Annotated in this window: 10 protein-coding genes; 6 read left to right on the top strand and 4 right to left on the bottom strand. The window is 66.1% G+C overall.

The genetic code is table 11. The features are described 5' to 3' along the window. Positions 1-141: 141 nt before the first annotated feature. A complete protein-coding gene (locus AC1Y2B_RS12780) occupies positions 142-567 on the top strand; it encodes a DUF1489 family protein (RefSeq protein WP_482253481.1) in 426 nt (141 codons plus the stop codon). A gap of 36 nt (positions 568-603) precedes the next feature. Beyond that, positions 604-1473: a DMT family transporter gene (locus tag AC1Y2B_RS12785; RefSeq protein ID WP_482253482.1), complete on the top strand. Its 870-nt coding sequence runs from the start codon at positions 604-606 to the stop codon at positions 1471-1473. A 61-nt stretch (positions 1474-1534) separates the two neighbouring features. Here the strand turns inward: AC1Y2B_RS12785 and hisG are convergent, their stop codons facing one another. The 3 genes from hisG to hisS are packed head-to-tail and all read right to left on the bottom strand — an operon-like array spanning position 1535 to position 4805. Then, positions 1535-2218, bottom strand: a complete 684-nt coding sequence (hisG, locus tag AC1Y2B_RS12790) for an ATP phosphoribosyltransferase (protein ID WP_482253483.1) — start codon at positions 2216-2218, stop codon at positions 1535-1537. Then, on the bottom strand, positions 2215-3321 hold the full coding sequence (locus AC1Y2B_RS12795) for an ATP phosphoribosyltransferase regulatory subunit (RefSeq protein WP_482253484.1): 1107 nt from the start codon (positions 3319-3321) through the stop codon (positions 2215-2217). Before AC1Y2B_RS12795 ends, hisG begins: the two co-directional genes overlap by 4 nt. Next, on the bottom strand, positions 3318-4805 hold the full coding sequence (gene hisS, locus AC1Y2B_RS12800; protein WP_482253485.1) for a histidine--tRNA ligase: 1488 nt from the start codon (positions 4803-4805) through the stop codon (positions 3318-3320). Before hisS ends, AC1Y2B_RS12795 begins: the two co-directional genes overlap by 4 nt. A 147-nt stretch (positions 4806-4952) precedes the next feature. Here hisS and AC1Y2B_RS12805 point away from each other — a divergent pair, with 147 nt between their 5' ends. After that, positions 4953-5153, top strand: a complete 201-nt coding sequence (locus AC1Y2B_RS12805) for a SlyX family protein (protein ID WP_482253486.1) — start codon at positions 4953-4955, stop codon at positions 5151-5153. Between the two features lie 168 nt (positions 5154-5321). Here AC1Y2B_RS12805 and dnaE read toward each other — a convergent pair whose 3' ends face one another. Then, a complete protein-coding gene (dnaE, locus tag AC1Y2B_RS12810) occupies positions 5322-8762 on the bottom strand; it encodes a DNA polymerase III subunit alpha (protein ID WP_482253487.1) in 3441 nt (1146 codons plus the stop codon). A 209-nt stretch (positions 8763-8971) separates the two neighbouring features. On the opposite strand from dnaE, the gene xdhA reads away from it, so the two are divergent. Genes xdhA through xdhC form a run of 3 tightly spaced genes read left to right on the top strand, consistent with a single transcriptional unit; the run spans position 8972 to position 13597 of the window. Beyond that, positions 8972-10399, top strand: coding sequence for a xanthine dehydrogenase small subunit (gene xdhA / locus AC1Y2B_RS12815; protein ID WP_482253488.1), 1428 nt, complete (start codon positions 8972-8974; stop codon positions 10397-10399). Beyond that, entirely contained in the window at positions 10396-12675 is a 2280-nt protein-coding gene (gene xdhB, locus AC1Y2B_RS12820) for a xanthine dehydrogenase molybdopterin binding subunit (protein ID WP_482253489.1), read from the top strand. The genes xdhA and xdhB overlap by 4 nt, the downstream gene beginning before the upstream one ends. Beyond that, the gene (gene xdhC, locus AC1Y2B_RS12825; protein WP_482253490.1) at positions 12668-13597 is read left to right on the top strand and encodes a xanthine dehydrogenase accessory protein XdhC; all 930 of its coding nucleotides are present in this window, start codon (positions 12668-12670) and stop codon (positions 13595-13597) included. The genes xdhB and xdhC overlap by 8 nt, the downstream gene beginning before the upstream one ends. The last annotated feature ends 4 nt before the right edge of the window (positions 13598-13601 follow it).

The raw sequence follows: 13601 nt of genomic DNA on the forward strand, positions 1-13601 counted from the left end.
CAGACCTTTGTCGAGAGATGGGGGATTGTTCGGCGAAGGGCACAAGATACGCGCATGGTGGGCGGCAGGCAAGCACCGCAACGCGGGATTCTTCGCCACCTCGACCCTTGAGGCTGCCGGCATCCACGCTATGATGGGCGCATGGCACTCAACATCCTGAAGCTTTGCGTCGGCGCCGAAAGCGTCGAGGACCTGACCCAGTGGCAGGCACAACACAGTCACCTGTGGACGCCCGGAACGGCGGAGCACATCACCCGCATGTGGCCCAAGCGCGAGGCCGAGGTGCTGGACGGTGGCTCGCTGTATTGGGTGATCAAGGGGCAGATTCTGGCCCGCCAGCGGCTTGTCGGGCTGGAGGCGCGGCAGGGGTCGGACGGGATTGAACGCTGCGCGCTGGTTCTGGACCTTGAGGTGATCCGCACCGAGCCGGCTGCGCGCCGGCCGTTTCAGGGCTGGCGCTATCTGGACCCGGCGGAAAGCCCGCGCGATCTGCCCAAGGGGCGGGCGCTGGATGACACCCTGCCCCCGGCGCTGGCGCTGGCGCTGGCGGAAATCGGGCTGCGCTGACTTGCCCATGACGCTGCGGGCTGGCAGACAGGCGGCATGAAACGCCCTGTCTGGCTGCTTGCGGCCCCCGTGATCTTCCTGCTGCTGTGGTCTGCCGGCTTTGGTGTGGCCAAGCTGGGCCTGCAGCACGCGCAGCCGCTGACCCTGCTGGCGCTGCGCTATGTGCTGGTGCTTTTCGTGCTGATCCCGGTTGCGCTGGTGATCCGTCCACCCTTGCCGAAAAGCTGGCGCGCGGTGGGGGATGTGGCCGTGGTGGGGTTTCTTATTCAGGTCGTCTACTTCGGCCTGTGCTATGTTGCCTTCAAGTCCGGGGTTTCGGCAGGGGCGGTGTCGATCATCGTCTGCCTGCAACCCATCCTTGTTGCCCTGACAGCCCCTTGGCTGGTGGGCGAGCGGGTCAGCGGCAAGGGCTGGATCGGGCTGGCGCTGGGGCTGGCCGGGGCGGCGGTGGTGATCCTGGCCCGCTCCAACGTCGCGGTGGAAAATCCCTTCGGTCTGGGCTGCACGGTTCTGGCTTTGCTGGGCATCACGGGCGGCACGCTTTATGAAAAGCGCTTCGGCGTCAGCCACCACCCGGTCGTGGCCAACCTGATCCAGTATGCGGTGGGCGCCGCTTTCACCCTGCCGATGGCGCTGGCCACGGAAACGCTGGACATCCGGTGGGATGCGCAATTCGTCTGGGTGATGGTCTATCTGGTGCTTGGCAACTCGCTTCTGGCCATGACCCTGCTGCTGGCCATGATCCGGGCCGGAGCGGTCAGCCGCGTCTCTGCCCTGTTCTACCTTGTGCCACCGCTTTCGGCCCTGTTCGCCTGGCCGATGCTGGGCGAGGTGATGCCGCCGCTTGGCTGGGTCGGCATGGCCCTGGCGGCGACGGGCGTCGCCTTGGCCAGCCGGCGGGGCTGACGCCCGATGTCAACGGTTCACAGATAGCCCGTGGCGTTCTGGCTGGGGGGGCCCCCGGCGGTCAAGACAGCAGACCGATCCTGTCCAACAGGGCCGAAACCGCGGGGTCGGAAGCCTGGGCTGAGCGGTACAGCATGGCCTGGCTTTGCAGGATCACCGCATTGCTGAGGATTTTCAGGTGGTTGGCCCGCAGCGTTTCACCACTGGAGGTGATGTCGGCAATGGCTTCGGCTGTCAGGTTCTTGACGGTGCCTTCGGTGGCGCCCTGACTGTCGACCAGCTGGTAATCCGCCACCCCCTGCGCCGTCAGGTAATCGCGCACCAACCGGTGATACTTGGTGGCGATCCGCAGCCGGAAGCCGTGACGTGCGCGGAAGGCTGCCGCCGCGGCATCCAGATCGTCCAGCGTATCGACGTCGATCCAGCAGGACGGCACAGCGATGATCAGATCGGCATGGCCAAAGCCCAGCGCCGCCACTTCCGACACCTGCCGGTCCCAGTCCGCCAGCTTGTCGCGCACCAGATCGGTGCCGGTGACGCCCAGATCAATCCGGCCCGCGGCAAGTTCCCGCGGGATCTCTCCGGCCGAAAGCATCACCAGTTCAACGCCCGCAACCCCCTCGACAACCCCGGCATATTCGCGGTCGTTGCCGGTCTTGGCCATGCGCAGCCCGCGCAGCCCGAACCATTCGAAGGTCTTCTCCATCAGCCGCCCCTTGGAGGGCACCCCGATCTTGACCATCATGCGGCCCCCTTCCCTGCGGCGACCAGATGGGGCCGGATGATGCCGCCCACCGCCGGGATCGATCGGCCCTGCCCCAGCACCGCCGTCAGCGCGTCATAGCGCCCGCCCGAGGCGACGACATCCTCGCCGTCCACGAAGCTGAAGACGAAGCCGTCGTAATATTCCATCGCCGTCCGGCCATGGCTGGCCTCGAAGGCCAGAGTCTGGACATCGACGCCATGTGCGGCCAAAGCCTCAAGTCGGGTGGCAAAGCGCTGCACGGCGGGCACGATCGCCGGCAGATGCGCCGAAATCCCGCGCAGGTGGTTGAGCGCGGCCCCGGCGGGCGCCTGCAATTGCAGCAGGTCATAAAGCATCGCCGCCTCCAGCGCCGAGATGGGCTGCGCCTTGGCGTCTTCCAGCAGGGCCTCGGCCCGCGCGCCGATTTCATCGGCCTCGCGCAGGCCAATCAGGGGCCCCGCCGCCGCGATCAGATCCGCCGGAGAGCCCTTGGCCAGACGGTCCAGCAAGGCCGCCCGCGCGGCAGGCATCGGCGCGCGGCCGGAAAAGCGGTCAAGCAGGGCGCGAAACCGCACCGGCCGCCAGATATGGCGCAGAAGCGCCGCCTTGCGCCGTTCGGTCGTGGCAAGGCCGCGCACGGCGGCCATCAGGATGCCGATGTCGCCCGTCACCGCCCGCACCGGCAGACCCGCAAGGGCATCGCGGAACAGCGCGAAGACCTCGGCATCGGCCGCTTCGGGGGCGTGGCGGTCGAAGACTTCGAAGCCAACCTGCAAGGTCTCGCTCGCCCGGTTGCCAAGGTGATCCTGCTTGCGGAAAACCTCGCCCATGTAGCAATAGCGTGCGGGTTCGGCACCGTGCGACATATGGGCCTGCACCACCGGCACGGTGAAGTCGGGGCGCAGCATCATCTCGCCCTGCAAGGGGTCGGTGGTGACGTAGGCCCGGGCGCGGATATCTTCGCCGTACAGGTCCAGCAGCGTTTCGGCGGGCAGCAGGATATCGGCATCGACCGGCACCGCACCGGCGGCCTGAAAGGCGGCAAACAGCCGCTCGGCCTCGGACCGGATCGCCGCCTTCGGGGTGCCCGCCTTTACCGTCACGGCTGCAGCATCCGCCGCACCGCCGCCACCAGATCGGCACGCGGCACCTCGACCTGCGCGGGGCGGTCCTTCCATTCCTCCAGCGTGGCGTTCTGGGCAATCTGGGCGCCAAGGATCAGGTCCTTCAGGATGACCACGCCCTTCTCCGCCTCGTTGCCGCCCTGGATGACCGCGATGGGAGAGGCGCGTTTGTCGGCATACTTCAACTGGTTGCCGAAGTTCTTGGGGTTGCCGAGGTAAACCTCGGCCCGGATGCCCGCCTGCCGCAGATCGCCCACCATCGACATGTAATCGGCCATCCGGTCGCGGTCCATCACGGTGACCACCACCGGCCCCGCACTTTCGCCCGAGGTCCGCCCCTTGGCGCGCAGGGCGGCCAGAAGCCGGTCCACCCCGATCGACACGCCCGTTGCCGGAACCGCTTGGCCGGTGAAGCGCTTGACCAGATCGTCATAGCGCCCGCCGCCCGCGACCGAGCCGAACGACCGCTTGCGGCCTTTTTCATCGAGGATTTCGAAGGTCAGTTCGGCTTCATAGACGGGGCCAGTGTAGTAGCCCAAACCGCGCACCACGCCCGGGTCCAGCACGATGCGGTCGGCACCATAGCCTTGCCGGTCAAGCAGTTCGGCAATCGTCTCCAGCTCCGCCACCCCTTCGGCGCCCATCACCGAGGTGCCGACCAGATCCCGCAGCCGTGCCACCGTGGCAATGCCGGTGTCGCGCTTGGCCGAGGTAAAGCCCATGACAACCTCGGCCTGTTCCGCCGACAGGCCCGCGCCCTTGGTGAAATCGCCGCTGTCGTCCTTGCGCCCCTCGCCCAGCAGGGCGCGCACGCCCGCATCGCCAAGCCGGTCCATCTTGTCGATGGCGCGCAGGACGATGCCGCGTTCGTTTGCGAAACGCTCGGGGTCGGACGGGTCCAGCACGCCCGCCACTTCCATTACGCCGTTCAGAACCTTGCGATTGTTGACCTTCACCACATAGTCGCCGCGCGGAATGCCCACGGTTTCAAGGGCATCCGACAGCATGGCGCAAATCTCGGCATCGGCCGCCACCGAGGGCGCGCCCACCGTATCGGCGTCGCACTGATAGAACTGGCGGAAGCGCCCCGGACCGGGCTTTTCATTGCGCCAGACCGGACCCATCGCATAGCGGCGATAGGGCGAGGGCAGGTCGTTGCGGAACTGCGCCGCCACCCGCGCCAAAGGCGCCGTCAGGTCATAGCGCAGGGCCAACCAATCGGCATCCTCATCCTGCCAGCCAAAGACGCCTTCGTTGGGCCGGTCGACATCGGGCAGGAACTTGCCCAGCGCCTCGACCGTTTCCACGGCACTGGTTTCGAGGGGATCAAAGCCATAGCGATGATAAACCTCGGCCACCTTGTCGAGCATCTGCTTGCGTTCGGTGACTTCCGCGCCGAAATAGTCACGAAAGCCCTTGGGCGTTTCGGCACGCGGGCGACGGGTGGGTTTGTCAACTGCCATGGCGGAACCTTTGGTTGGTTGAGGCTCCCATACCGTGGACGGGGAAGCGCTTCAAGGACTGCGGGCGCGCCCTTGGCCGGCCGCCGGAGGGTTTCACACCCTCCGGACCTCCCGTGGGATATTTGGACCTGAATGAAGGGGTTGAACTTGGACAAGATCGAAGCGCTGGAAGAGAGAACCGCCCACCTGATCCGCGCGGTGGAGGATCTGTCCGACGTGGTCACGCGGCAGGGCCGCGAGATCGACCGGCTGACGCGCATCGTGGGCCTTCTGGCCGAACGCGAGGCCGAGCGCGAGGCGATGGGAGGCGAGGCGCCGGCGGCGAATGTGCGGCCGCCGCATTGGTGACGGCACCTGTCATGTGCGCCCTGGCACATACGCCCGACGGAGGCCCAACCGAGCCGGTTGGCGCTTGCGCCAGAGGCGAGATCAAAGGAATGCGCCGCAAGGCGCTCAATTTGGCAGGGGCAGCCTGAGGCGCGTCGGCCCGCCAGACTTCCCCGTCAGACTTCCCCGTCAGACTTCCTCGACCATCACCACCCCGCTCATCGCCTTGATCGCCCCGCGGATCTGCGGGGTCAGCGGGTAGGGCTGCGGCAGGGTCAGGTCAATCTCGCGGCCCTGATCATCGGGCACGCAGAGGGTGATCTGCGCCTTGTTGCGGCCCTCCACTTTCGCGAGGAGGGCGGCGAGGGAGGGGATCGCCTCGGCCCGGTTCAGGTGCACGCGGATCGCCTGGGCGCCGGCATCGGCGGCCACCTGATCAATCGGCTGCGCGGCACGGGCCAGCAGTTTCAGCGTGTCGCCTTCCAGATTGGCCTCGACCGTCAGGACGACGTTCATCCCCGGCTCCAGATTGTCGCGTGCCGCTTCCAGCGTGTCGGAGAACACGGTCACTTCATAAAGCCCGGTCGGGTCTGACAGGCTGACGAAGGCGAAGCGGTTGCCCTTGGCCGACTTCCTTTCCTGCTTGGCCGAGACCGATCCGGCGATCTTGGCCACGAGGGGCCCGCGTTCGGCCAAAGCCGTGATCTCGGTCAGGGTCTTCACATCCTTGCGTTTGAGGGCGGACATGTAGTCATCCAGCGGATGGCCCGAAAGATAAAAGCCGATCGCCTGATGTTCCTGGGCGAGCCGTTCAATCGGCAGCCAGTCATCGCGGAACGGCAGGCGGGGTTCGGGAATGTCCGACCCACTGTCGCCAAAGAGCGAGACCTGGTTGGAGGCCTTGGCCTCGTGGATCGCGGCGGAATAGGCCACCAGCGGGTCCAGCGCTTCAAAGACCCGGGCGCGGTTGGCGTCCAGTTCGTCAAAGGCCCCGGCGCGGGCCAGCATTTCCAGCGGGCGTTTGCCGACCCGCTTCAGGTCGACCCGGCGCGCCACGTCGAACAGCGTGGCAAAAGGACGCTCGCCCCGGTCCGTCATGCGGCCGCGCACGATCAGCTCCATCGCCTCGACGCCGACTCCCTTCAGCGCGCCCAGCGCATAGATCACCTGACCCTCGCGCACGGTGAACTTGGCCAGCGAGGCATTGACCGAGGGGGCAATGGTCTTGATGCCCAGCTTGTCGACCTCTCGCTTGTAGACGGCGAGCTTGTCGGTCAGGTGAAGGTCGCAGTTCATCACGGCGGCCATGAATTCGCAGGGGTAATTCGCTTTCAGGTAAGCGGTCTGGTACGACACCACCGCATAGGCCGCCGCGTGGGATTTGTTGAAGCCATAGTTGGCGAACTTCTCCAGAAGGTCAAAGACTTCGCCGGCCTTTTCCTTGTTCACGCCATGGGTCTTGAACGCCCCCTCGATGAACTTGGGCCGCTCTTTGGCCATCTCTTCGGCGATCTTCTTGCCCATCGCCCGGCGCAGCAGGTCAGCCCCGCCCAGGGAATACCCGCCCATCACCTGAGCGATCTGCATCACCTGTTCCTGATAGACGATGATGCCTTGGGTTTCCTTCAGGATGTGATCAATCGTCGGGTGGATCGATTCCAGATCCTTCAGGCCGTTCTTCACCTCGCAATAGGTCGGAATATTCTCCATCGGGCCGGGGCGGTACAGGGCGACCAAGGCCACGATATCCTCGATGCAGGTCGGCTTCATGCGCCGCAGCGCATCCATCATGCCGCTGCTTTCGACCTGGAACACCGCAACCGTCTTGGCCGAGGCATAGAGGTCATAGGACGGCTTGTCGTCCAGCGGGATCAGGTTGATGTCGAACTGGATGCCGCGCAGGCCCAGAAGCTGCATGCAGTTCTGGATCACCGTCAGGGTCTTCAGACCCAGAAAGTCGAACTTCACCAGCCCCGCCGCTTCCACCCACTTCATGTTGAACTGGGTGGCCGGCATGTCGGACCGCGGATCCTGATACAAGGGCACCAGTTCGTCCAGCGGCCGGTCGCCGATCACCACCCCGGCGGCGTGGGTGCTGGCGTTGCGATAGAGCCCCTCGATCTGCTCGGCAAAGCCCAGAAGCCGCGCCACGACCTCCTCTTTCGCCGCCTCGCGCAGGCGCGGCTCGTCGGCCAAAGCCTTGGTGATGCTGACGGGCTTGACCCCTTCCAGCGGGATCATCTTCGACAGCCGGTCGACCTGCCCGTAAGACATCTGCAGCACCCGGCCGACATCGCGCACGGCGGCCTTGGACAGCAGCGCCCCGAAGGTGATGATCTGCGCCACCTTCTCGCGGCCATATTTCTTCTGGACGTACTGGATCACCTCTTCCCGGCGGTCCATGCAGAAGTCGATGTCGAAGTCAGGCATCGAAACGCGTTCGGGGTTCAGGAAGCGTTCGAACAGCAAGGCATAGCGCATGGGGTCAAGGTCGGTGATGGTCAGCGCATAGGCGACCAGAGACCCGGCGCCCGAACCGCGGCCCGGACCCACCGGAATATCCTGCAGCTTGGCCCATTTGATGAAATCGGCCACGATCAGGAAGTAGCCCGGGAAGCCCATCTTCTCGATGATCGAGAGTTCAAAGGTCAGCCGGGCCTCATACTCCTCCACCGGCACGGCATGCGGGATCACGGCCAGCCGGTTCTTCAGGCCTTCCCAAGCCTGACGGCGCAACTCCTCCACCTCGTCATCGGCGAATTTCGGCAGGATCGGCTTGCGCTTGTACGTGGCAAAGGCGCAGCGTCGGGCGATTTCGACGGTGTTGTCCAAAGCTTCGGGCAGATCGGCGAACAGGGTCGCCATCTCGGCTTCCGACTTGAAGTAATGCTGCGCGGTCAGGCGCCGGCGTGGCTGGCTTTGGTCGACATAGGCGCCTTCGGCGATGCAGATCATCGCGTCATGCGCCAGATACATGTCGGCTTTCGGAAAGTAGACATCGTTGGTGGCGACCAAGGGCAGGCCCAGATCATAGGCCAGGTCCACCATCACGGCTTCCGAGGCCGCCTCGCCCTCGGGCAGGGCCCCGCCCTCGCCGGGATGGCGCTGCAGTTCCACATAAAGCCGCTGCGGATAGGCCCGCGCCAAACGCTCCAGCAAGGCCCGGGCCTTGGGCAGATGTCCGGCCAGCACGGTCCGCCCCAAGGGACCGTCGGCCCCCCCGGTCAGGCAGATCAGCCCCGCCGCATGCGCTTCAAGGTCTTCCAGCGTCACCTGCGGCAGCGCGCCGCCCTTGTCGATGTACAGGCACGAGTTCAGCTTCATCAGGTTCAGATAACCGGCCTCGCTTTGCGCCAGCAGCACGACGGGAGCGGCGGGCTTCACCTTTTCACCCGGAGCGGCCACCTCATAGGCGACCGAGACCTGACAGCCCACGATCGGCTGCACGCCCTCGCCCAGGGCGCTGACGGAAAACTCCAGCGCGGCGAACATGTTGTTGGTGTCGGTCACAGCCACCGCCGGCATTTCTGCCGCCTTGGCCAGCTTGATCAGTTTCTTCACCGGAACCGCCCCTTCCAGAAGGGAGTGTTCGGTGTGCACGCGCAGATGGATGAATCGAGGCTGGGTCATGGCCCGACCCTATCCAGCCCCGCGCCCCGGCAAAACCCCTTTCGCCCGATTTCCGCCATTCTTCGCAAGCCCCTGAAAGACCTTTCGCCCCCGCCCGCAAGGAAACACTGGACAGCGCGCCGTGCGTCCCGTTCAATCGCGGCAAAGCGCCGCCCCTTTCCGCCGCATCGGGGGGTGGACCGAAGGCAGTGACAGCGGCAGGACAGACCATGGCTCAGGTTGCGTTTCTTCTGAACGGAACCCCCGTTCGCCTCTCTGACGTGAACCCCACCCAGACCCTCTTGGATTACCTGCGCGAGACGGCAGGGCTGAAAGGTACGAAAGAGGGCTGCAACGAGGGCGACTGCGGGGCTTGCACCGTGATGGTCACGGACACCACCGGGGCCAAGGCCCTGAATTCCTGCATCCTTTTCCTGCCGCAACTGGATGGCAAATCGGTCCGCACGGTCGAAGGATTGACCGGCCCGCAAGGCCAGCCGCATCCGGTGCAAGAGGCGATGGTGGCCCACCATGGCAGCCAGTGCGGCTTTTGTACGCCGGGCTTTGTCGTCTCGATGGCCACGGCCCATCTGAACGGCGACACCGACCATGACACCACGCTGGCCGGCAACCTGTGCCGCTGCACCGGCTACGCCCCGATCCTGCGCGCGGCCCAGGCCGCCGAGCGCGCACCGGTGCCCGCGTGGCTTTCTGCCCCTTTCGCATTTGCAGAAATATCCTCGGGGGACTCCAAGGGGGCGGAAAGCCCCCTTGGCGAGGGGGTTGGGGGGGCAAGCAGCCCCCCCATCTTCCGGCCCACCAGCAGCGATGCCCTCGCCGACTGGTATCTGGCCAACCCCGACGCCACCCTGATCGCCGGGGCCACCGATGTCGGCCTGTGGGTCACCAAACAGTTGCGGACCCTGTCCCCGGTGGCCTTCCTGAACGCCGTGACCGACCTGCAGCAGATCGAGCGTCAGGGCGCGCAGTTCCACATCGGGGCCGGTGTGACGGTGGAAACCCTGCGCAAGGCGCTGGCCCCGCATCATCCGTCCTTCGCGGCCCTGTTGCGCCGCTATGCCTCCACCCAGGTGCGCAACGCCGCCACCATCGGCGGCAACATCGCCAACGGCTCTCCGATCGGCGACGGCCCGCCCGCGCTGATCGCCATGGGCTGCACGCTGCACCTGCGCCGGGGGGACGAGCTGCGCTCGATCCCGCTGGAAAGCTTTTTCCTCGACTACCGCAAGCAGGACCGCCGCCCGTCAGAGTTCGTCGCGGGCCTGTCCATTCCCGACGCCGCCCCGGCCTTGCGCTGCTACAAGATCTCCAAGCGCTTCGATCAGGATATCTCTGCCGTTCTGGGCTGTTTCAACCTGCGGGTGGAGGACGGCATCATCACCGGCGCCCGCATCGCCTTTGGCGGCATGGCTGGCATTCCCAAGCGCGCCGCAGCGGTCGAGGCAGCGCTGATCGGCCAGCCCTGGGCCGAGGCGACCATCGCCGGTGCCCGCCCGGCTTTCGCCAAGGATTTCCAGCCGCTGACCGACATGCGCGCCTCGTCCGACTACCGGCTCCTGACGGCGCAGAACCTGCTGACCCGCTATTTCCACGACCTGAACGGCGTTCCCGTCAACGTGCTGGAGGTGCAGCCATGACCATCGGTTCCCCCCTGCCCCACGATTCCGCGCCGCTGCACGTCACCGGCGCCGCCCGGTATGTCGATGACGCCCCCCTGCCCGGCCATGCGCTGCACCTGGCCTTCGGCCTGTCGACGCAGGCCCATGCCGAGATCCTGTCGCTGGATCTGAGCGCGGTGCGGCAGGCCCCCGGCGTGGTTCTTGTCCTGTCGGCAGAGGATTTGCCCGACATGCCGGACACCTCTCCCACCGTCCACGACGAGCCGCTGCTGGCGACCGGCACCGTGCATTTCGCCGGGCAGGCCATCTTCCTTGTGGTGGCGGAAACCCATCTGCAGGCCCGCAAGGCCGCGCGTCTGGCCAAGGTCACCTACCGCGACCTGCCTGCCCTTCTGACGGTGGAACAGGCGCTTGCCGCCAATTCCCGGTTCGAACAGGGCCCGATCCTGTGGACGCGCGGCGATGTGGCGCGGATGGCGGACGCCGCCACCGTGGTCGAAGGCGAATTCGAGGTGGGCGGTCAGGAGCATTTCTACCTGGAAGGCCAGATTGCAGCCGCCATCCCGCTGGAAGATGGCATGCACATCCTGTCCTCGACCCAGCATCCGACGGAAATTCAACACAAAGTCGCCCATGCTCTGCACCTGCCCATGTCGGCCGTTCGGGTCGAGATGCGGCGCATGGGCGGCGGGTTTGGCGGCAAGGAAAGCCAGGGCAACGCGCTTGCCGTCGCCTGCGCGCTGGCGGCTCGGGCCACGGGACGGCCCTGCAAGATGCGCTATGACCGCGATGACGACATGGTCATTACCGGCAAGCGCCACGATCTGAAGATCCGTTACCGCGCGGGGGCCGATGCGCAGGGGCGGCTGATCGCTGTCGACTTCCAGCACCTGATCCGCTGCGGCTGGAGCCAGGATCTTTCGCTGGCGGTTGCCGACCGCGCCATGCTGCACGCCGACAACTGCTACTGGATCCCCAACATCCGGATTGAATCGCACCGGCTGAAGACCAACACCTGCTCGGCCACCGCCTATCGCGGCTTCGGCGGCCCGCAAGGCATCATCGGGATCGAGCGGGTGATTGACCACCTTGCCCATACCCTGGGCCTTGACCCGGTCGAGGTGATGCAGCGCAACCTTTACGCGCCGATGGGGGCCGTGCCGCAAACCACGCCCTACGGGATGGAGGTTGAGGATTCGATCACCGACAAGATCCTGACCACCCTGATCAAATCCTCGGACTACGAGGCGCGCAAGGCGGCGATCGCGGCCTACAATGCCACCTCGCCCGTTCTGAAGAAGGGCATCGCCATCTCGCCGGTCAAATTCGGCATCTCTTTCACGCTGACCTTCCTCAATCAGGCCGGCGCGCTGGTGCATGTCTATCAGGACGGCTCTGTCATCGTGAACCACGGCGGCACCGAGATGGGTCAGGGCCTGAACCAGAAGGTCGCGCAGGTGACGGCGCAGGTCTTCGGCCTGACCGCGGCGCAGGTTCAGATCACCGCAGCCGATACCGCCAAGGTGCCCAACACCTCGGCCACCGCGGCGTCTTCGGGGTCTGACCTGAACGGCAAGGCGGCCGAAAGCGCCGCCCTGACGATCCGCGACCGCATCGCGGCCTTCATCGCCGAAAAGCATCAGGTCAAACCGGACACCGTGCGCTTCAAGGATGGCATGGTGCGCGTGGCGGGGGAAAGCTATGACTTCGCCCGCGTGGTGAACTGGGCCTATCAGGCGCGGGTTTCGCTGTCCTCGACTGGCTTTTACGCGACCCCCAAGATCAACTGGGACCGCGTCCGGGGCCAGGGCCGCCCCTTCTTGTACTTCGCCTATGGCGCAGCCGTGACCGAAGTCGTGATCGACACCCTGACCGGCGAAAACCGCATCCTGCGGGCCGACATCCTGCATGACTGCGGCAATTCGCTGAATCCGGCGCTGGATGTGGGTCAGGTCGAGGGGGCCTATGTTCAGGGTGCGGGCTGGCTGACGACCGAGGAACTGGTCTGGGATGCGAAGGGACGGCTGAGCACCCACGCGCCCTCGACCTACAAGATCCCCGCCGTCACGGACCGCCCGGCGGTGTTCAACGTGGCGCTGTGGACCGATCCGAACCCAGAGGACACCGTGGGCAAGTCGAAAGCCGTGGGCGAGCCGCCTTTCAACCTGGGCATGTCGGCCTTCTTCGCGCTGTCGCATGCGGTTGCGGCCTGCGGTTCGGCTTATCCGGCGCTGAACGCGCCGGCCACCGCCGAACGGGTGCTGATGGCCGTGGGCCAGGTGCGCGATGTTTGACCTTGACGCCCTGACCGAGGCCGTCCGGCGCCATGGCAGGGTCGCCCGGGTGGTGATCGCCGGTCATGACGGCTCTGCGCCGCGTGAAACCGGCGCCGCGATGCTGGTCTGGGCGACCGGCCAATCCGGCACCATCGGCGGCGGCGCGCTGGAACATCAGGCCACCCTCGCCGCCCGGACCCAAGGCCAGGCCACCGCGGTTGCCCGCATCGCGCTTGGCCCCGCCCTGGGCCAATGCTGCGGCGGCGCCGTGACGCTGGTGACCGAGGTCTTTGACGCAGCCACCCTGCCCGCCGCGCCGAACCTGTCTGTCTTTGCGCGCAGCCTTGACGGCTGTGCCATGCCCCTGGCGGTCAAACGCCTGCTGGCGACGGCCCGCAATCAGGGCACGCGTCCTGCCACACAGCTTCTGCAAGGCTGGCTGATCGAGCCGGTTGCGACCCCCACCCGACAGCTCTGGCTTTGGGGTGCGGGCCATGTCGGTCGGGCGATCGCGGCGGTCATGGCGCCGTTGCCGGACCTGCAGATCACCTGGATCGACATCGCCCCGGACCGCTTCCCACAGCCCCTGCCGCCCGGCGTGCAGATGCTGCCCGTGCCCGATCCCGCCCAGGCCGTGTCACTGGCACCCAAAAAGGCCGAGCATCTGATCCTGACATTTTCCCACGTTCTGGATCTGGAACTGTGTCATCGCCTGCTGAACCATGGCTTTTTGCAATGTGGCCTGATTGGCAGCGCCACCAAATGGGCCCGCTTCCGCAGCCGTCTGTCAGCCCTTGGTCACACCCCGCACAGCATCGCACGGATCACCTGCCCGATCGGGGACCCGCGCTTGGGAAAACACCCGCAGGCCATCGCCCTTGGCGTGGCGACCGCATTCCTGCAGCACCAGCCTGCCACGCCTGCGGCGCTGACGCTGTAGCCCA

Source organism: Stagnihabitans sp., from assembly GCF_964946895.1.

Excerpts from the sequence above, each read along its gene's own strand:
- hisS (WP_482253485.1), bottom strand. The coding sequence starts at position 4,805 with ATGGCAGTTGACAAACCCACCCGTCGCCCGCGTGCCGAAACGCCCAAG.
- xdhA (WP_482253488.1), top strand. The coding sequence starts at position 8,972 with ATGGCTCAGGTTGCGTTTCTTCTGAACGGAACCCCCGTTCGCCTCTCT.
- xdhC (WP_482253490.1), top strand. The coding sequence starts at position 12,668 with ATGTTTGACCTTGACGCCCTGACCGAGGCCGTCCGGCGCCATGGCAGG.
- AC1Y2B_RS12785 (WP_482253482.1), top strand. The coding sequence starts at position 604 with ATGAAACGCCCTGTCTGGCTGCTTGCGGCCCCCGTGATCTTCCTGCTG.
- xdhB (WP_482253489.1), top strand. The coding sequence starts at position 10,396 with ATGACCATCGGTTCCCCCCTGCCCCACGATTCCGCGCCGCTGCACGTC.
- AC1Y2B_RS12780 (WP_482253481.1), top strand. The coding sequence starts at position 142 with ATGGCACTCAACATCCTGAAGCTTTGCGTCGGCGCCGAAAGCGTCGAG.
- dnaE (WP_482253487.1), bottom strand. The coding sequence starts at position 8,762 with ATGACCCAGCCTCGATTCATCCATCTGCGCGTGCACACCGAACACTCC.
- hisG (WP_482253483.1), bottom strand. The coding sequence starts at position 2,218 with ATGATGGTCAAGATCGGGGTGCCCTCCAAGGGGCGGCTGATGGAGAAG.